At 69.5% G+C, this 18,497-nt stretch carries 14 protein-coding genes; 5 read left to right on the top strand and 9 right to left on the bottom strand.

Annotated elements, in window-relative coordinates:
• Positions 1 to 71: 71 nt before the first annotated feature.
• The 5 genes from BXU09_RS16885 to BXU09_RS16905 all read left to right on the top strand — a co-directional run bounded on the left by BXU09_RS16885 (position 72) and on the right by BXU09_RS16905 (position 5,224).
• Entirely contained in the window at positions 72 to 1,100 is a 1,029-nt protein-coding gene (locus BXU09_RS16885; protein ID WP_078305506.1) for an ATP-grasp domain-containing protein, read from the top strand.
• Positions 1,097 to 2,314 carry a phosphoribosyltransferase domain-containing protein gene (locus BXU09_RS16890; RefSeq protein ID WP_240501457.1) on the top strand — a complete coding sequence of 406 codons (1,218 nt, stop codon included), beginning with the start codon at positions 1,097 to 1,099 and terminating at the stop codon, positions 2,312 to 2,314. Before BXU09_RS16885 ends, BXU09_RS16890 begins: the two co-directional genes overlap by 4 nt.
• Positions 2,311 to 3,090, top strand: coding sequence for an HAD family hydrolase (locus BXU09_RS16895; protein WP_078305507.1), 780 nt, complete (start codon positions 2,311 to 2,313; stop codon positions 3,088 to 3,090). The genes BXU09_RS16890 and BXU09_RS16895 overlap by 4 nt, the downstream gene beginning before the upstream one ends.
• A 164-nt stretch (positions 3,091 to 3,254) precedes the next feature.
• Positions 3,255 to 4,298, top strand: coding sequence for a cysteine protease StiP domain-containing protein (locus BXU09_RS16900; protein WP_078305508.1), 1,044 nt, complete (start codon positions 3,255 to 3,257; stop codon positions 4,296 to 4,298).
• On the top strand, positions 4,295 to 5,224 hold the full coding sequence (locus BXU09_RS16905; protein WP_078305509.1) for an HpcH/HpaI aldolase/citrate lyase family protein: 930 nt from the start codon (positions 4,295 to 4,297) through the stop codon (positions 5,222 to 5,224). The genes BXU09_RS16900 and BXU09_RS16905 overlap by 4 nt, the downstream gene beginning before the upstream one ends.
• A gap of 153 nt (positions 5,225 to 5,377) precedes the next feature.
• Here the strand turns inward: BXU09_RS16905 and BXU09_RS16910 are convergent, their stop codons facing one another.
• The 9 genes from BXU09_RS16910 to BXU09_RS16950 form a co-directional block, all read right to left on the bottom strand.
• Positions 5,378 to 7,606: a hypothetical protein gene (locus BXU09_RS16910; RefSeq protein ID WP_078305510.1), complete on the bottom strand. Its 2,229-nt coding sequence runs from the start codon at positions 7,604 to 7,606 to the stop codon at positions 5,378 to 5,380.
• 406 nt (positions 7,607 to 8,012) lie between these two features.
• The gene (locus BXU09_RS16915) at positions 8,013 to 8,834 is read right to left on the bottom strand and encodes an endo alpha-1,4 polygalactosaminidase (RefSeq protein WP_078305511.1); all 822 of its coding nucleotides are present in this window, start codon (positions 8,832 to 8,834) and stop codon (positions 8,013 to 8,015) included.
• Positions 8,834 to 10,927 (bottom strand): hypothetical protein, encoded by a 2,094-nt coding sequence (locus BXU09_RS16920; RefSeq protein ID WP_078305512.1) that lies wholly within the window; start codon positions 10,925 to 10,927, stop codon positions 8,834 to 8,836. Before BXU09_RS16920 ends, BXU09_RS16915 begins: the two co-directional genes overlap by 1 nt.
• The gene (locus tag BXU09_RS16925; protein WP_078305513.1) at positions 10,908 to 11,837 is read right to left on the bottom strand and encodes an NAD(P)-dependent oxidoreductase; all 930 of its coding nucleotides are present in this window, start codon (positions 11,835 to 11,837) and stop codon (positions 10,908 to 10,910) included. The genes BXU09_RS16920 and BXU09_RS16925 overlap by 20 nt, the downstream gene beginning before the upstream one ends.
• Positions 11,834 to 12,610 (bottom strand): sugar phosphate nucleotidyltransferase, encoded by a 777-nt coding sequence (locus tag BXU09_RS16930; protein ID WP_078305514.1) that lies wholly within the window; start codon positions 12,608 to 12,610, stop codon positions 11,834 to 11,836. The genes BXU09_RS16925 and BXU09_RS16930 overlap by 4 nt, the downstream gene beginning before the upstream one ends.
• Before the next feature lie 186 nt (positions 12,611 to 12,796).
• Positions 12,797 to 13,792, bottom strand: coding sequence for a GDP-mannose 4,6-dehydratase (locus tag BXU09_RS16935; protein WP_078305515.1), 996 nt, complete (start codon positions 13,790 to 13,792; stop codon positions 12,797 to 12,799).
• Between the two features lie 107 nt (positions 13,793 to 13,899).
• Positions 13,900 to 15,333, bottom strand: coding sequence for a hypothetical protein (locus BXU09_RS16940; protein WP_078305516.1), 1,434 nt, complete (start codon positions 15,331 to 15,333; stop codon positions 13,900 to 13,902).
• The gene (gene pelF / locus BXU09_RS16945; protein ID WP_240501460.1) at positions 15,330 to 16,784 is read right to left on the bottom strand and encodes a GT4 family glycosyltransferase PelF; all 1,455 of its coding nucleotides are present in this window, start codon (positions 16,782 to 16,784) and stop codon (positions 15,330 to 15,332) included. The genes BXU09_RS16940 and pelF overlap by 4 nt, the downstream gene beginning before the upstream one ends.
• Positions 16,785 to 16,973: 189 nt before the next feature.
• The gene (locus BXU09_RS16950) at positions 16,974 to 18,386 is read right to left on the bottom strand and encodes an endo alpha-1,4 polygalactosaminidase (RefSeq protein WP_078305518.1); all 1,413 of its coding nucleotides are present in this window, start codon (positions 18,384 to 18,386) and stop codon (positions 16,974 to 16,976) included.
• Positions 18,387 to 18,497 lie beyond the last annotated feature (111 nt).

An 18,497-nucleotide genomic window follows, 5' to 3' on the forward strand; every position in this document is an offset into this window, starting at 1 on the left:
GGGAGCCGGTGCGAAGGGCGCGACAGGCCGCCGCCGCGGCGGCACGCAGGACGGGCACCACGAGGTCAAGTATGAAGAAGGTTCTGTTCAACAAGAATTTCAGCGTCACGGCCGCGCAGATCACCGCGCTGACCGGCAGCGGGTACGAAATCTGGGCCAGTCACACGGACGCCGGGCACGGCATGCTGGCCGCCGCGCCCCACACCTTCCTGGAACCGCGCGGCCTGATCGGTGACGAGTACGCCGACTGGCTGCGCCGCGCCTGCGAGGAACGCGGCATCGACGCCCTGATTCCGGGTAAGGAACGTGAGCTGCTGGCGCGGCACGCCCCGGCCTTCGCGGCGTCCGGCACGGCCGTCCTGGCCCCCGCCTCCGAGGACACCCAGCGGCACCTGGAACGCAAGGACGAATTCCTGCGCGCCTGGGACCCGGCCATGCTGCCCATCCCACGCTGGACGACCTTCGATTCGCTCGGCAGCTTCGACGCCGCCTGGGACGCCCTGCGCGAGGACGGCACCCGCCTGTGCGTCAAACCGGCCCGTGGCATCTACGCCAGCGGGTTCCGCGTGATCCTGGAACGCCCGGACCTGGGGTCGTTCCTGAAGGGCGAGCTGTACCAGATGAGTCACGCGGCCGCACGCGAGCTGTTCGCCGCGCCGGACCTGCCCACCATGCTCCTGATGCACACCCTGGAAGGAGCCGAGCGCAGCGTGGACTGCGTGGCGTGGCAGGGCCGCCTGATCCGCGCCGTCGTGCGCCGCAAGTCCCCTGACGGGCAGCAGATCGAGTCCCGCCCGGACCTCGTGCAGGCCGCCGCTCAGATCGCGCGGCACTACGGCCTGAGCGGCATCTTCAACTTCCAGACGAAAGACGACCTGCGCGGTGGGACGCGCGTGGCGAACATGCTGGAGATCAACGCCCGTGCGTCCGGCGGCCTGCGGTACTCCATGGCGGCCGGCGTGAACTTCCCGCGCCTGCTGCTCGACGCCTGGAGTGGCGCGCTCGACTGGGACGCCCTGCCGCCCGTGCAGACCGGACTGGACGTGGCCGAGGACAAGGTCGTGCGCGTCGTCAGTCGCCCCGTCCCGGAGCCTGCGTGACCGGCACCCCGACCGTACCCGTGTCGGCTGATCAGACGGCCGCCGATCAGCCGGCCGCCGATCAGCCGGCCGGGCGCCGCGTGACGCTGCCCAGCGGGGAACTGAACCTGCACCTGGAAAGCTCGGCGCTGCCGCTGGACGACCTGCTGGGCTTCGCGGTGCGCCGCAACCCGAAACGCGGCTTCCTGTTCGTCAGCCGCGTGCTGGGCAAGCACATCCCGGTGCGCCCGTCCGTCGCGGCCAGTACGCACGCGGCGCTCGCGGCGGCCCTCCCGCCGCTGACCCGCCCGCACTTCATCGGGCTGGCCGAGACGGCCACCGCGCTCGGCGAGGGCGTGTTCCGCGCGTGGCAGGCGCGGCACACGCCCGCCGCAGACACCCTGGCGGACGGTTCGTGGCTGACCGCCGCCGGGCGCGGCACCTTCCAGCACACCACCCGCTACCACCAGCGGGCGCCGCTGCTGCTGCGCTTCGACGAGCCGCACTCTCACGCACCGGCGCACCTCGTGTACGATCCGGGCGAGGCGGCCCGCGCCGCGCAGGAACTCGTGCTGATCGACGACGAGCTCTCGACCGGCACCACCCTGGAGAACCTCGCGCGCGAGTGGCTGGCGCTGCACCCGCACGTCCGGCGGGTCGTGCTGGTCAGCCTGACCGACTGGTGCGTGCGCCGCGACGCCGTGCAGGCCGCCCTGCCGGTCCCGGTGGAGTTCGTGAGCCTGTCGCGCGGCACGTTCACGTTCACGCCCGACCCGGCCTGGACGCCCGCCACGCTGCCCGCCGTGACCGGCGACGGCGGCGACCGCAGCGACCTGCTGCCCGCCCGCAGCGCCCGGCTGGGGCATCCCGGCGGCCCGGACCTGAGCGACTGGACGACGCCCGGCTCCGACGCCGACCTGCGCGGCGGGCCGCTGCTGGTCCTGGGAACCGGCGAGTACCAGTTCCCGGCGTTCGCGCTGGCCCGCACCCTGGAGGCGCGCGGCCTGGACGTCCACTGGAGCGCCACGACCCGCAGCCCGGTCCTGCCGGGCCTCGCCATCGGGAGCGCCCTGACCTTCACCGACAACGTCGGGGACGGTATTCCGAACTACCTGTACAACGTGCGCCCGGAGGCGTACGCGCGCATCCTCGTCACCTTCGAGGGCGCGTGCCAGCCCGACCCGGCCCTGATGGAGGCGCTCGGGCCGCACGCGCGGGCCGTGAGGCTCTCGTGACCGCCGCGCCCACCACCACCACCCCCATCGTGGTCTTCGCGGACCTGGACGACACGCTGTTCCAGACGCTGCGCAAACTGCCCGGCGCGGACCCCGCCACCCTGACACCCATGACCGTGGACTCGCGCGGGCAGCCGCACTCTCACGCCACGCCCGCGCAGATGGCGCTGCTGGACCTGCTGGCCGCCCCGCACGTCACCCTGGTGCCCGTCACGGGCCGCGACGCGGCCGCCATGGCGCGCGTGACCCTGCCGCTGCGGTCCTGGCGGGTACTGGACCACGGGCTGACCATCCTGACGCCCGCCGGCACGCCCGACCCGGAATGGGCCGCGCACGTCCGGGCGCACCTCGCGCCGCTGCAGGAGCCCCTGCGCGCCGGGACCGAGGCGATCGCCCCGCACGCCGCGCGGCTCGGGGCGCGCCTGACCTCGCACGCCGCACACGGCACGCCGTTCATGACCGTCCTGAAACACCCGGACGCCGATCCGGCCGTCCTGGCCGAGCTGCAGGACCGGCTGGAGGCTGCGCACGGCCCGGACCACCCGCTGCGGGTGATCGCGAACGCGAACAACGTCAGCCTGCTGCCCCGCCACCTCGGCAAGGCCGCCGCCGTGCGTTACCTGCTCGGCACGCACCTGAGCGGCGCGGCCCTGACACTCGGCCTGGGCGACTCGGTCAGCGACCTGCCGTTCATGGACGAGTGCGATTTCGCGCTCACGCCCCGGCGCGGCCAGCTGATGCGCACGCTGCGCGGCCTGACCCTGCCGCAACGCTGACCCCGCCCGCCCTGACCCTGCCGCAACGCTGACCCCCGCACCCCCCCCCCGGCGCAGGAACGGCTGGGGACGCGACCCTGACCTTCCCGTGTTTCCCTGACGGCGCGGCCCAGCCACACCCGTATTCCCTCACCTTCCCCCACCGCGACCAGAGGACGCCCGCCATGACCCCCACCCCCAGCGACACCCTCCGTCACACCCTGCCCCCCGGGGACGTCACCGTGCACCTGGACGCCGCCCGTGCCCGGCTGGTCAGCATCGACGAGAAAGAAGCCCTGATCCGCAGCGGCGTCTCGTACGGCGAACTCCTGACGCCGGAACGCCCGCCCGCCCCCGCGCAGACCGCCGCGTACCACGGCGCCCTGACCCGCAACGGCCCCCGCACCGGGCAGCTGCTCGCCGCCCTGAGCGCCGAACTGCTGCGCCGCTACCCCCGGCCCGTGCTGGTGTCGCTGGCGCGCGCCGGCACCCCGGTCGGCTGCGCCATGCGGCGGCTCGCGCGCCGCTGGGGCCGCGACCTGCCGCACCACACGCTGTCCATCATTCGCGGCGGCGGCATCGACCGGGTCGCGCTGGCGCAGGTGCAGGCCGCGCATCCCGGCGCGCAGCTGATCTTCGTGGACGGCTGGACCGGCAAGGGCAGCATCGACGCGGCGCTGCGCGCCAGCCTCCCGGCGGACGTGCCGCCCATCCTGGCCGTCCTGAGCGACCCGGCCGGCGTCGCCCGGCACGCCGCCACGCACGACGACCTGCTGCTGCCGCACGCCGCGCTGAACGCCACCGTCTGCGGCCTGCTGAGCCGCACCTTCGTCACGGCGCCCGGCCAGCGGCACGCCGCCCGAACCGAGGATGACCTGCGCGACCACGACCTCAGCGGTCACTACCTGAGCGCCCTGGACGACCTGAGCGCCCCGCACGGCCCGGACACGCCCCTGCACCCCGGCCCGCGCCCGCAGGAGCCGGTGCGGGCCGCGCTGGAGGCCGCCGCCGCCCACGGCTTCCATGACCCGCACCGCGTGAAACCCGGCGTGGGCGAGGCCACCCGCGTGTTCCTGCGCCGCCGCCCCGCGCACCTGATCCTGCGCGGCGAGAACCACCCTGATACGCTGCATCTGCTGACCCTCGCCCGGCAGTCGGGCGTCCCCGTGACCACCCAGGCCGACCTGCCCTACCTGGCGGTCGCCACCATCGCCGGAGGTGCCGAATGACCGCCCCCACCCCCACGCCCTTCGACCCCTGGAGCCTCGGCGCGAGCCTGTACGCCCCCGCCACCCGCCCGGACCTCGCGGAACTGGGTAACGGCCGCTGGCCCGACCTGACCAGCCTGATCTACTGCACCGAGGACGCCGTGCGCGAGGAGGACCTGCCGCTGGCCCTCTCGAACCTGCGCGCCGCCCTGCCGCACCTCGGGCCGCGCGGTCCGCTGCGCCTGATCCGCGTGCGTAGCCCCCACGTGCTGCGCGAGGTACTGACCATGGACCTGCGCGCCGTGACCGGCTTCGTGCTGCCCAAGATCCACGCCGGGAACCTTCCGGAGTACCTGCGCGAACTGCACAGACCTGAGCACGCGCACCTGCTGATCTTCCCGACCCTGGAAACGCGCGAGGCCCTCAGCGAGACTCACATGACCGCCCTGCGCGACCAGATCGTCGGCAGCGGCGTGCAGGCCCGCGTGGGCGGCCTGCGCATCGGCGGCAACGACCTGATGCACGCCCTCGGCGTGCGCCGCACCCCCGGCCGCACCGCCTACGAAGGCCCGCTGGAACGCGTGATCAGCCTGCTGTGCAGCGTCTTCAAACCCGCCGGATTCGCCCTGTCCAGCCCCGTCTACGAGGTGCACGGCGACCCCGCCACCCTGGCGCGCGAGGTGCAGCAGGACCTCGAATACGGCCTGTGCGGCAAGACCATCATCCACCCCGCGCAGCTGCCCACCGTCCTGCGCGGCTACGCCGTCCACCCCCACGACCTGCAGGAGGCCCAGGCGATCCTCGCGCCCGACGCGCCCGCCGTATTCAGCATGAACGGCCGCATGTGCGAACCCGCCACCCACACCCGCTGGGCACGCGACATCCTGACCCGCGCCGGGCGGTACGGCACCCTGCCGGAACCGCAGAGCGAGGCGCTGCACTTCTGAAGGCAGTCGTCAGAGGCGTGGAGGCCCGCCCCGTGACCTCTGAAGACTGGCGTGGCGCCGCGCAGCAGCGCACCCCGGACGCCCCACGGGGTCAGCGCAAGAGGGGCGGCCAAGGATAAGGAGAGGTGTCCGGCCCTGAAGACGTCGGTGTGTTCAGGCCGGGACCGCTGTCCAGGGCGGGCCACGGTCCAGTAGGGAACCGCCGCAACTCAGGTCCCGGATGATCAGCGCGATATCCAGCGCCCGGACCTGCAGTTCCAACAGGCCACCGTCCGAGTGTCCGGTCAACTGAAACCAGCGGTGCATGGGCAGCCGCAGCGCCGGCCGGCGCTCCTGTGAACTGAACGGCGCGCCCGCCGGCAGGTACAGTTCCAGCGAGTGGGACGTGCGTACGGCCAGTGCAAAACACTCCTGCCCGGCCAGAACACCCAGTTCCGGCGCCGCCTGAAACACGTCCAGACGCGCGGTCAACCGCCACGTTCCGGCCGGAACGTGTTCCCAGCGCAGGCGGAGCAGCGGAGGGCGGGAGTGCTGGCCGCGACGCATGATTTCCAGTTGCTGGTCGTCCAGCGCCACGCGGTACGCGTTCCCGGTACGGCGTTCCACGCGTGGCCACTTGCTCGTGGCGCAGGCGGGCGGTTCGGCGGGGGGCACAACCGTGAACGGCGGCGTGCTGGGAACCGCTCCTGCGGCTGGTCCCAACCGTTCCAGGGCAAGCCGGGTGAGGTCCGGAAGCTTCGCTCCGCGCGCGTAGTACAGCGCCAGGGCCGGGTCGGTGGGCAGCAGGTGTTGTGCCAGGACCGTGCGCAGCTGCCGGCGTTCGCTGCTGGTCAGCAACCCGGCCAGCGTGACGCGCGCCGCCTCACTGATCAGCGTGAGGCCGCTGTCCTGATCGGATGGGCGGTAGGCGGCGGCGGGCATGTAGATGGTTTCCTCGGCGGCCGCTGTGACCATCAGACCGCGCCGCTCGCCTTCAAGAAGGGCGTCCGGGTAGGGGGGGGCAACGACCAGCTCAGCGGTGACCGGGCTTAGCGGTCCGTGCACCATGGCCAGCTGGGACAGGGCGCGCCGCAGCCGTGGCGGTATGTCCATGCTGCTGACCAGCGCAGCTCGAACGGCGTCCGGCACGCGCAGCGACGGGACTGGGGACTGCTCGATCAACGTCTGGGCGTACAGGTCCCAGCCCTCGGACTCCTGCGCGATCTGCGCGGCGCGGCGCAGGCTGGCGTCCGGTGTGTCTGGCGGTCGGAGTCGGTCGGCGGTCTCTGCGATTTCCTTGACGCTCAGTGGCGGCAGGTTCAGCTGGTGAACGCGTGACAGGTCAAACGCGCCCTCGGAACTGCTCAGCGCGACCGGACCCCCCAGCGCCGTGCCGGTGAGGACCAGCGCGAGGCTGCAGCGCAGATTCATGGCGAAATGCAGGCTGCTGAGCAGTGAAGGCGACAGGTGCGTGACGTCGTGAATGGCGACCAGCAGTCGCTGGCGACTCTGTGCGATCAGCGTCCAGACGTGGATCATGTCCTCGGTCAGTTCGGGCGGCCGCACGTCACCTGCAGGCGGCGTGGCCGGCGAACCGGGCAGCATGATGCGCAGGACGTGGTGTAGCAGCGCTGCGTGCTGCGCGTCCGGGTGCGCCGCTGCTTCCAGCTGAAGAACGTGCCAGCCTGTCTGCTCGGCGCAGCGTTCGATCAGGTCATGGTGGCCCGCGTGACTGGAGCCCCCCAGCAGCACCAGTTGCGGGCGCTGCTCGGCGCTGGACAGGATCTGTTGCAGGCGGGCGCGCGTTTCGCGTCGTTCGAAGTGCGCGGCGGCCGGCACGGTAGCCGGTGTGGACGGCACGATTCGCAGGCCCAGTTGCCGGACCTGGCTGCGCACGGTCTGCGCCGCGCCGTGCAGGCCCAGCTGCAGCGCACGGTCATAGACCTGCGAGAGATTTCGCTCGATCTGTTCGCCCACCATGGCCCGCTGTGCCTGCACCCACTCCTGAAATTCCGGGCTGCCCAGATCATCCAGGCCGTTCAGGGGCAGGGTGCTGACACCTGAGAGCCACTCGCCCAGGCGGTCGTTCGGTTGGGCGGCCGCGCCGCTGATCCAGCTGTCGAGGTCGGTGGGCAGGTTCAGTTCCAGCATGGGTTGGTTCGCGGGAAACAGGTCCAGGCCGCGCTGGTTCAAGCGACTGAGTTCCACCCGCAGATTCCGGAGCGCGCCGGGCGTGTTCCACAGCAGGTTTGCCAGTCGTTCGCGGTGTTGCGGGCGCCCCTCGCGCACCAGGAGGGTGATCAGCGCGACCGCTTTCTGCGACAGGCGCAGTGACCGGTCGTCGGAACTGAGGTAGGGGTGGCCAAGCAGCGAAAGTGTCAACACGTCGGTCCGTCCTTTCATCACGCGCCGTCAGGTTCAGGCGGAGTTGGTGCCGGGCAGGACGGACAGCCTCGGTGGCTGGCCAGTGGGTACGCTGCGGGAACGACTGCTCAGGTCTGCCGACTATAGGCCCCACTGGCCTCGCTGCCTATCACCTCCCCCAACTGGTGGGGGGCGCCCCAGTGCGGCCGCCTGTGCCGGTGCCTCCGATCAGGGCGCACCGCAGAGAACTCCGGACCCTTAGTAGGCCACCCGGTATCCGGGTCCCCTGCGAAACAAACGGCAGTCCGTATCATCGGATTCCGTTTGTTTCGCTGACAATCCGGAACTTCACCGGATTGCCAGCTCCACGTCCGGAACCCGTTTTTCTCCTACTCGCTTCGCTCGGATTGAACGGTCTTTGCAGCCCATTCAATCGGAGTCCGTATCAGTCGGTCAGGGGTGGCGCGCGGCTCCCGGCGCGGAACCCACCGGGCAGCGTGAGGGTCCGGTTGGTGACGAAGGTGGGCACTCCCAGGGCAGCCGCGCGTCGTAGCGCCGTTCTCCTGAGTGCGGGCGTGTCGGCATAATCCAGTGCGTAGACGCTCAGGTTCAGGCGGCGCGCGGCGGTCAGCAGCCCGTGGGTGTAGGCCAGTTCGTGCTGGCGGTACGCGCGGTACCCGCCCTGCCACGTGGTGGTGAACGATTCGATCAGGACGGCGTCCACGGTTCCGCGTAACCGATCCAGCAGACTGAAGCCGCGATTGGCGATCAGGTAACGGCCGCCGCTCCAGGCGCGTACCTGCCGGATCAGTTTCAACATGGCGCGTTTCTGCTGAGCGTCGTTTCCGGCGCTCTCCAGGGTATCGAGCAGAAAACCGTCAAACCGGGCGGACGCCTCGACCTGCGCCCGCACCCGCTGCGCCCACGCCGGGTGCCGCAGGTCCACCTGAAAGGTATGCCAGGTGGGCAGCGCCTCGCCCATCCGCCAGGGCGCCTGGGGGTCGGTGTCCTCGCCCAGGCTCAGGTACGCGAGGACTTTCACCCCCTGGCGTTGCAACCAGGTGACCTCGGTTGCGCGGAAATGCCCCGGCTGCACCGCCACCCGCCGGTAGCGGGCCAGCTGCCGCAGTCCGTCCTGACCGTAGTACACCGCCAGCGCGCGGTGACGAGCCGGATCGTCGCGCGGGTCGGTTTCCGGCGCGCAGAGCGGCTGACTCCAGCCGGAGGCCGGTCTAGGCGTGCGGGAACGCAGCCGACTGGTGTTCATCAGGGTACCGGAGCGGTCGCCGTCTGCCCGGCGGTCAGGTCGAAGCGGCTGATGATGCGCCCAGCGTACGTCTCGGGCCGGCCGAGCGTGACGCCGGTCAGGTAGCCTGCGCCGCCATTCGCAGACCGGACGGTAATCACGCGCGTCTGCCGGTTCCAGCTGCCGCTCAGGCCGCTTTTCATGAACGACGTGCGGCTCTTCACGTATGCGCCCAGAGCGTCCCAGTTCAGGTTTTTCAGCGGCATGGTCGAGTACGCCGCGTAACGGCCCACGAGGTTCATCTCCCAGTCGAAGACGAGGCTGCGTCCAGGTGTGTACTCCCGCAAGTTCCCCTGATGCATGTAGTGCGGGAAGGCCGCGCCGCTCAGAACGTGTGTCAGCGCAATCTGCCCTTCCTGATCCAGGATTTCCTGGTAGCTCAGCGGGCGGTCCCAGAACGGCGCGGTGCCGCCCGGGCCGTAGACGGAGTTGTACGCCGCAGCGACCTGTGCGGGTGTCGTGACGTGGTAGAAGATGTTCGTCGGCCAGCGCGGCACTAGGAACACCGAGGGCCTGAGCGGATGAGGCAGGCCGCAGCCGGCGCAGCCCGGGTCCCACTGCCCGTCCACCGAACGGTTCGACGAGAGGTACTTCACGCCACTGTTCTGCGCGGCCTGCAGGAACGCGGTGTTCGAGGCCCCCAGTCCGTAATTGGTTTTCGGTCCGTCCCCGGCAGCGTTGTAGTAGCCCAGGCCGGACATATCCCCGGTCACCAGACTGGCGCGGCTCATGGACAGCCCCATGGCCGTTCCGACATTTAGGTTGCTCTGCACCTGCACCGCTGAATCCGTGAGGTTCAGGAAATCCATGTACACGTGATCGAGGGTATGGTTGACCCAGTCGAACGTCCCGGTCAGGCAGCGCGTGACGCTGGACAGCGGGTCGGGACTGACGACGCTGGCGTTGCAGCTGGCCGGGGCCGCCGTGTTCGCGCCGCCTCCGTTGAACATGACGGCCAGTTTGAAACCGGCCGTGACCGGATAGGTGGTACGCAGCGTCCGTTGCTGCGCCGGCAGCGCCAGCGCGTCGCTGGGCCGCAGCCGGAAGGCCTCCGGCTGTACCTGACCGGTCGTTTCGTTGAACACGTCACCGGGCAGGAACCAGTCGTCCACGTCCAGCTGGTTGTAACGGCGGTACTCGCCGATATACACGCCGCGAGTAAGCCAGCTCAGCAGGCTATCGTTCAGCAGCGCGGTGTGCAGCAGATTGGGGTTCTGCGCGAAGGTCAGCGCCAGCCGCTCGCGGCCCCCCGTGTTGGATTGCGCGGCCAGCACCCGCCCGGCCGGATCGGTCAGCAGGGGCGTGGTCGTCACGCCGTTGACCTCCACGGTCGTCGCCGGGTAGTTGTAGGCGTACCGGACCGGCAGGGTCGCGCCCGCCCGGATATCCTGGAAGACCGACTGACCAGCGGCCGTGAGTCGCAGGTCCGCGCTGGGACTGGCCACCCCGGCGTCCCGCAGGCCGTAATCTTCTGGCCAGGTGCCAGGATAGGTGTACAGCGCCAGCTGCCGCGCCTGGTACGTGGTCTCGTACTGCCACAGCAGGTTCCAGGCGCCCCAGTCCAGCGCGCTTTGCCAAACGCCAGGGGAGGCCTCGAAGGCGAGATTCCCACTTGTGAGAATGACACCTTGGTAACGGCCGCTGCCATCTTGAGCGATCAGCGAATCGGTGGTGAGGGGCGTGACGGTCGGGTCAATCACGTCGTACGGCACGCCCGCCTGATCAAGCATGGTGCGGGCGCTGCTCAGGCCATAATCGTTCGGGGCGGTCAGGATCAGAACCTTGAGCGCCACGACCGCCGGGTTGGTCAGGCCCAGGCTGCGCAGAGGAGCGGGCCGGGTGGGTCCGCGCAGGTCCGGCAGCGGGTTCAGGTTGCTGGCGGGCGGCGGGGCCGGTGCGGCCAGCGGTACTCCGGGGCGCGCGAAACCAGGCGCGTGAGCGGCGTGATCGCCTGCGTCCGGATTCTGTGAGGGCGGCGCGGAGGAACAGGCGGCCAGCAGCAGGCAACTAAGCTGTGCGGTCCGCCGGAAGTGATCAGAGCTGAACAGTGCCATGAGCGGTCTCCTTGTGGACCTGGAAGGTCCGGGGAAGCGAATGCCACAGGTCTTCAAGCGCGCCGGTCAGCGTGAATGCGGGCGTCCAGCCCAGCGCCGCCGCGGCCTGCAGGTCCGCCTGCTGCCACAGCACCGCGCCTGACCGGGCCGAGGGAGGCGCCTGCTCCGTGATCTTGCCGCGGTACCCTGCCAGCCGCGCCAATGCGCCGACCAGATCGCGTGACAGGGTCGCCTGACCAGATCCGACGTTCAGGACCGGCGGTCCCTGCTGCAGCCGCGCGGCGAACAGAGCGGCAGCTGTGACGTCCCGCAGGTTCACGAAATCACGCGCCGAGTCGAGCGGCCCGAAATCGACTGTCTGCGTGCCCTCCAGCAGGGCCTGACGGAACTTCAGGGCTGCCTGACCGGGCAGGGTCTGTGGGCCCTGACCGGCCCCGACCGGGTTGAAGATCCGCAGCGCGACTCCGCGCGCCTCGCCGGTTCCGAAGTGACGCAGCAGCAGCGCAGTCGCGTCGAACTTACTCTGCGCGTACGAACTGGCCGGGTGGCCTGCAAAGGATTCCGTGACGGGCTCCGCACCTGTCGGTCCGTACTCGGCGGCGGACCCGAACTGCACCAGCCACGGGCTCAGGCGCAGGCGTTTCAGGTGCCGCAGCAGCGTCTGTACGAGCAGCGTGTTGTCCTCATGCACCTCCTGAAGCGTGCCCGTGGTGCGGCCGGCCGCGTTGATGATCACGTCCGGGACCGGATCGAGCAGCAGGCGGTTCCAGTCGGCGTCGTGCGCGCTGAGCAGGTCCAGCGCCGTCCGGCGCGGCGCGGCCGTCAACGTGAAATCCGGCGCGTCCTGCAGCGCGCGCGCCACCGGGCGGCCCAGGAATCCTCCCGCGCCCAGCAGCAGCACCTGCGTCATGGCGTGACCGCCACGTTCAGCGTGCCGGGATTGACGGTCGGCAGGACCGGGGATGCGCCCGCCCGGCCGGGCATCAGGATGTCGATGTACTGCTCGAATTCCAGGTTGGCGCGGTCATAATCGTCAGGGCGACCGATGTCCAGCCAGTACCCGCCGAAGGAGTAGCTGGCCGGATGTTCCCCGCGCGCCAGCAGATCCAGGATCAGCTGGTCGAATCCGAAGGGCTGCCCGGCTTCGTAGCGTTCCAGGGTGGCGCGCCGGAAGGCGTAGATGCCCATGCTGACCATGAAATCGAACACCGGCTTCTCGCGGAAACGGATGATCTCGCCGGCCTGCACGTCCAGCACCCCGAATTCGCTGCGGACCTCGCGGGCGTAGGTGGCGACGGTGACGGGCGCGTCCGACCGGCGGTGGGTGTCCATTAGGGCCGCGTAGTTCAGGTTGGTCAACACGTCGCCATTCATGACCAGAAACTGCTCCGGTAGCTGATCGAGTGCGCCCAGCATCGGACCGATGGTGCCCAGCGGCGTGTGTTCCTCGAGGTAATTCACGTTCAGGTTCCAGCGGCTGCCGTCGCCCACGAACGAGCGGATCAGATGCCCCATGTGCCCGATGGCCAGCGTGACCCGCGTGAAGCCGTTGTGCGCCAGTTGATGGAACACTACTTCCAGGATCGAGTAGCGGTCCCCGATCGGCACCAGCGGTTTGGGCACGCAGGTGGTGTAGGGACGGAGCCGGGTGCCTTGACCGCCTGCCAGAATGACTGCGTGCATACGGACCTCCTTGGGTGGCCGCCCACGAACGGGTCGGCCCGAGTGAAGCTGATACGGACTCCGATTGAATGGACTGCAAAGACCGTTCAATCCGAGCGAAGCGAGTAGGAGAAAAACGGGTTCCGGGCGTGGAGCTGGCAGATCGGTGGTGTTCCGATCTGTCAGCGAAACAGACGGCAGTCCGTATCAGACGGCGTACAGGTCCGGGCGGTAATGGGCGAGGTTGGCGGGATCCAGGAACCAGCGACTGGTGATCGCCAGTCCGCCGTGCAGGGTGTGGCGCGGGTGCCAGCCGGTCAGGGCGCGCAGTTCGGAGCTGTCTCCGACCAGCCGCATGACCTCGGAGGCGTCCGGGCGGAGCCGCTGGGGATCCTGCTCGATCTCGACGTGCCGTTCCATCACGTCTGCGATGGCCTGCACGAGAGCCTGGACTGAGATCTCACTGCCGGTCCCGGTGTTCAACGTACGGCCGACCACCGCCGCAGCCGGGGCTGTTCCGACCGCGATGAACGACGCGACGGTGTCCTCCACGAAGTTGAAGTCACGGGTGGGTTTCAGCGCTCCGACGCGAATGACAGCCTGCCGCGCGGCGATCTGCGAGATCACCGTCGGGATGACCGCGCGCGCCGACTGACGCGGGCCGTACGTGTTGAAGGGCCGCAGGGTGACGACTGGCAGTCCGAAACTCAGGTGGTAACTCTCGACCAGTTTGTCCGCCGCGATCTTCGACGCGGCGTACGGCGACTGCGCCTGCAACGGATGCGTTTCGGCAATGGGAACGTGGCGGGCCGTGCCGTACACCTCGCTGGTGGACGTATGAATCAGGCGGGAGATGCCCAGGTCGCGCGCGGCCTCCAGGACGTTCAGGGTGCCGACCACGTTCGTCTGAACGTACGAGTGCGGTGCCCGGTACGAGTACGGAATGGCAATCAGCGCGGCGAGGTGGTACGCGACCTCGCAGTCACGCAGGCATTCGCGCACCGACAGCGGGTCGCGGACATCCCCGAACGTCACCTCGACCTGCTCCCTGACGTCGGCGTTCAGGCGTTCGAGCCAGCCGAGCGATCCGAACGAGTTGTAAAGAACCATGGCCCGCACCCGGAACCCGGCGCGCACCAGACCCTCGACCAGATGTGAACCGATGAAACCTTCTGCACCGGTCACGGCAACGAGTGGGGTCATGCGGTCTCCTCCCTGACCTGCGCCGCAGGTCGCGTTCTTCCGGGCTGAACCCCGGTCCAGAGGGTCGGTGGGTCTGGGCGCGCTGCGCGCCGGGCAGGTCTGCCGCGTTACATGAGGTGCCTCACGTCCCGCACGGCCAGGACGGTCAGCAGGCTCAGGCTGACGGCGGCCGCCCCCGCGCCCAGCAGGTACGCCGTTTCAGGACCGGTCAGGAACAGCGCGCCCAGCTGCACCCCCACTGCCACTGTCCATGCGATCAGCACGCGGGGCAGCAGGCCAAAGTTGTTCAGCAGGCTGCTCAGCAGCAGGGACAGTGCCATCAGCAGGTGCCCGGCCAGTAACGGGACCGGCAGGGCCGTCATGCTCAGCGCCGCCGTCACGCCGCCGGCCGCGAGGTACGTCCCGGCAAGCAGCGCGAGGTACCGTCCCGCTCCGGCGCCCACCTGCCCCAGCGCGCCCCACACGATCCTCCCGATCGGATCGGGACGCTGCGCCTGAAGCCGCAGGTTGCGGTGCACCCGCGCGGTACTGAATTCCATGAATCCCAGGGTCAGCACCAGCGGCGCCAGACTCCAGGACAGGCCGGTCAGGCCCGCGGCGTCCGGCGACAGGCCAGACAGCGGAAGCAGGAACACCAGCGACATGGCCGCCGCGCAGAGCCAGCCGTACACGCAGTGCAGGCCCGCCTGCGTCCACGGCACCGGCCGCCAGGATCCCTGGACAGCGCCGGCCAGTCCGGCGTGCCGCGTGGCCTCCCAGGCGGCCAGGAGCGGTCCTCCCACCGCCAGCAGCAGCGTGATTGCCGGCACGGGTGGTAGGGGCAGCGCCGCCCAGGACAGGTCTGCCGCTCCTGGCCAGACCCGCGTAACGCCCAGCCATAGCAGCGCCGGGAGGCTGGCGGTCAGAAGCGTGACCTCCTGTCCCAGAACCAGCAGGGCGGTCGCAGCGGCCAGGTAGACCGACACGCTCAGCGCGGCCAGCGTGACCAGCGTGGGATCCTGCCCCAGCGCGGCCGCCAGCGCGAAGGCCAGCCCTCCGCCCAGCGCGGCGGCGGCCATGCCTGCCCGGCGCAGGCGCAGGGCGGCGACGGCCGGAGCGAAGGCCAGTCCCGTGAAGCCCACGTAGGCGACTCCCTGCATCCAGCCCCAACCGAACAGAGAGGCACTCAGCAGTCCCAGACCCGCGCCGTGAAACACGTCCGCAGCCGGCGCCAGGGCCAGCAGCGCCGGACTCCAGAGGGCTGGCAGCAGGTACAGGCCGCCGCGCAGCAGGCTCCTGACGGGCAGCGGGCGAGGCGCGGCCCGCACGACCGGCATACCGGGCGCCCGGTACGGCACCATGCCGTACAGCCGTTCGGCGCAGCTGAACACGCTGACCTCTCCGTACCGCTGCTGCGCCAGGCTATCCGTCAGCCCCTCGGCTTCCAGGATGGCGGCGAGTTCCAGTGGTTGCACGGCGGCCGTGCAGGCGCTGTTCAGTTGCCGTGACAGCTGCGCGAGCGGTGAGGTGGACCGCTGCTCCGGTCCGGCGGCGCGAGTCATGCGCTCCACCTCCTGGCGGGTGCCAGCGCCGCCACCTGCGGGTAGATCAGGCGGTACACCTTCAGGAAACTGTCGAGCGTGAACTCGCTCAGCACCCGTTCGCGCGCCGCGTTGCCCAGGCGCGTGCGCAGGGGCGTGTCGCCCAGCAGTTGCAGGCTGGCGCGCGCCACGCCGGCCGGGTCGCGGGACGGCACGACCAGTCCGGTTTCCCCGATGGCCTCGGACACGCCGCCCACGTCGGTGGCGACCGTGGCGCGCCCGGCCGCCATCGCCTCGATCAACGTGTACGGAAAGCCCTCGGAGATGCTTGTCAGCGCGACCATATGCCCGGCGTGGTAGCCGGACACGACGTTCTCTATGCGACCCTCGAAGGCAGCCGCCCCCGTGAGTTTCAGGTCATTGATCAGAACCTGGCAGGAGCGGGCGTATCCTTCGTTGCCGTGCGGGACGCTGCCGAACATCCGGAGCCGCGCGGACGGCAGGTGCTCGCGGACCATGCCGAACGCCCGGATCAACGTTTCCAGGTCTTTGAGAGGATCGATGCGGCCCACCCAGCTGATCGTCGGTTCGGTCGGTTCACTGAACGCCTGCGGGAATGCTGCCGGGTTCACGCCGTTGTACACCGCGTGAATCCGTTCTGGCGCGGCTCCCTGCTGACGCTCCCAGCGCTCGTTGTAGTGCGAGCCGGGCGTGATCAGGTCCGCCATCTGGTACGCGGCGGCGCTGAGCTGACTGTAAAAGCGCAGCAGGAACGACTTGAACGCCGGACTGTGCCCACTGAACCGCAGTTCCAGGTAGCGTTCGCGCAGGTAGATGCCGTGCTCGGTCAGGATGACCGGCGTGCCGTACGTCCACTTGCAGCCGAACGCGAGCAGCGGACTCAGCCCGTTCGAGGTGGCGTGGCACACCTGCGCCTGTGACGGCCGGCACGACAGGGGCCGCAGGAAATGTTCCAGCCACGAGTGCGCCCGCAGCGCGTCGGCCAGCGTGGGTGGCAGCAGCAGGTCCCCGCTGCGCGGCTGGTGTTCCTGCGGCGCGCGGGCAGCGGCGCGCCACGCTTGGTACAGCTGCGTGGCGCGCTCACCGGTATCCAGGGCGCGCGACAGATCCCAGCGCTGCGCGTATTCGAACAGCTTGCGCAGCGCGGCCAGGAACTGTGCCGGCCCGACTCCCGGTAGGAACAGGCTGTACAGCAGCTGCGCGTACCCGTCTCTCAGGTCGTGGTCACGTCCGGCGCTGCGCCGGGGTTGACCGGCCGCCCAGATGGGCACGCTGACCAGCTGGGAGACGTTGACCGGCAAGTCGTGATCCGAGCGGTGCAGCGGCTGACCGCTGATGGCGTACACCTCGAACTGATGTTCTGGCAGACCAGCGATCAACTGATCACACCAAACACTCACGCCCCCCTGGGTGTGTGGATAGGTGCCCTCGCACAGCAACGCAATCTTCATGGACATTCGCCCCCCCGGGCCGAACCGGTGACCGGTCCGCACGCGTGAGCACGGCGGCACGGGTTGCCTGAAAGCCGCTCACATAGCCGCGACAGTACACAGGGGGGCGGCGCGGAGCCGTTTCATGCGGGTAGATGCCGTTACAGAAACGTTGCCGGGGGCGGGAGGGCGGGGCGTAACGGGCGTGATTCAGGGGCAGGTCTGGCGTAGGTAGCCAGACATGTTGGCGCCCACGAGATTCAGGTCCTTTTTCAACGAGTTGACACCCAGGCTGGTGAACTGGGCGCAGTTGAGGCTCAGGCCCTGCTTGTACTCGACGTTTAGGGCCAGCTTGCCGCGCTTGGTGTACTCGGCGAGGGCGCCGCATTCGTTGTACTCCTGACACTGCTCGTTCAGGATGCCGTCGAACTTCTCGACCATCATCTGGCCGGTGCGGTCACGCAGCAGAATCTTGTCTGGGCCGTTCTTCTGGAAGACCGCCAGGCCGACGGCGTGGGCCTGATCGGCAACCCAGCCGTTGAAGTCGATCTGCTGCTGCGTGGTGATCAGGCCGCCGCGGACATTCTCGTCGTTCTGGAGGTTGTCAGGTTCGATGGCAGCAAAGCCCTTGTCGCGGCACATCTTGAAACGGTTCTGCAGGATCCTGGCGAGTACGGAGTTCGGCTTGAAAACGTCAGTCACGTCCAGGAAATACTCGGAGGGCCAGTCGGGGTCCTGCTGAATTTTCAGGTAGCTGGGGTACTGGGCAGAGTCCGGCCGGCCAGGCTCGTAGCTGCCGACGTCCAGGTAACAGACGGTGTATAGGCCCTGCTGGTTGAGCTGCGCGACTTTTGCGGCCGACGCGGTGAATCCATCGATATCGATCAGTTGCACGCCGGCCGGAACGATGATATTCGAGTCGCTGTTCGCGCCGATCTGCCAGTCCCAGCTGACCTTACCCGTCGGTGGGGCCTTCACACCGGGAGTGGGGGTCGGGGCAGGTGCCGGAACCGGAGTGGGCGTGGGGGCCGGGACCGGCGCGGGGACTGGCGCAGGGGTCGGGGTTGGGACGGCTGTACCGGCGCGGTCGACAGTCAGGTAGTCGATGATCGCGGCACGCTGGGCACTCGCCTCGCCGTTGACCAGGACCAGCCGGACCGTATCGCCGGCATTCAGGGTTAACGTGCCGAGTGAAACAGGACCGTACGTGGTGCGGTTGAGGGTGGTGCGGGCAACCTCACGGCCGTTGACGCGCAGGGCGACAACCGGCGCGCCCTGGTAGCTCACGCCGCGCGCCTGCACCTTCACGGTGTTCGTGCCGGTTGTACCGGCCGGCAGGATGAAGCGTACGGCGGCGCCGCTGTCATCGAGCCGTGCGGCGCGGCCACCGCTGGCCGCCGGATCGCTAATGATGGTGGCGGCGCGGCCACCCGGCTCGATGACAGCGGCGGTCTGGAGGCCGGAATCCACGCCCACTTCTGCGGCCTCCGCCTCAAGGGCTGAGGTGGGTGGGGTCAGGGACACCGACGCGGTGGGTCCGGTTGAACCGCAGGAGGCCAGCAGGGTGCCGGTGAGTAGAAGAGCAGAAGGCCAGTGGCCGGGGAGCAGGGGGAGGGTTTTCATCGACGGTCAGCCTAGGGGTGACCGGCCGTTCATCTTGTTAAAAATCCGACAGGGACGCACAAACCCGGCTTCGGGGCTGAAATATGAGAGGCCGCTGTCAGCGTTCCTGAT

Origin of the sequence: Deinococcus sp. LM3, from assembly GCF_002017875.1 — a bacterium.
Lineage (GTDB): Bacteria > Deinococcota > Deinococci > Deinococcales > Deinococcaceae > Deinococcus.

Bases quoted from the DNA above. Each gene is read 5' to 3' on its own strand.
- BXU09_RS16885 (WP_078305506.1), top strand. From the start codon at position 72: ATGAAGAAGGTTCTGTTCAACAAGAATTTCAGCGTCACGGCCGCGCAG.
- BXU09_RS16900 (WP_078305508.1), top strand. From the start codon at position 3,255: ATGACCCCCACCCCCAGCGACACCCTCCGTCACACCCTGCCCCCCGGG.
- BXU09_RS16905 (WP_078305509.1), top strand. From the start codon at position 4,295: ATGACCGCCCCCACCCCCACGCCCTTCGACCCCTGGAGCCTCGGCGCG.
- BXU09_RS16910 (WP_078305510.1), bottom strand. From the start codon at position 7,606: ATGAAAGGACGGACCGACGTGTTGACACTTTCGCTGCTTGGCCACCCC.
- BXU09_RS16915 (WP_078305511.1), bottom strand. From the start codon at position 8,834: ATGAACACCAGTCGGCTGCGTTCCCGCACGCCTAGACCGGCCTCCGGC.
- BXU09_RS16920 (WP_078305512.1), bottom strand. From the start codon at position 10,927: ATGGCACTGTTCAGCTCTGATCACTTCCGGCGGACCGCACAGCTTAGT.
- BXU09_RS16925 (WP_078305513.1), bottom strand. From the start codon at position 11,837: ATGACGCAGGTGCTGCTGCTGGGCGCGGGAGGATTCCTGGGCCGCCCG.
- BXU09_RS16930 (WP_078305514.1), bottom strand. From the start codon at position 12,610: ATGCACGCAGTCATTCTGGCAGGCGGTCAAGGCACCCGGCTCCGTCCC.
- BXU09_RS16935 (WP_078305515.1), bottom strand. From the start codon at position 13,792: ATGACCCCACTCGTTGCCGTGACCGGTGCAGAAGGTTTCATCGGTTCA.
- BXU09_RS16940 (WP_078305516.1), bottom strand. From the start codon at position 15,333: ATGACTCGCGCCGCCGGACCGGAGCAGCGGTCCACCTCACCGCTCGCG.
- pelF (WP_240501460.1), bottom strand. From the start codon at position 16,784: ATGAAGATTGCGTTGCTGTGCGAGGGCACCTATCCACACACCCAGGGG.
- BXU09_RS16950 (WP_078305518.1), bottom strand. From the start codon at position 18,386: ATGAAAACCCTCCCCCTGCTCCCCGGCCACTGGCCTTCTGCTCTTCTA.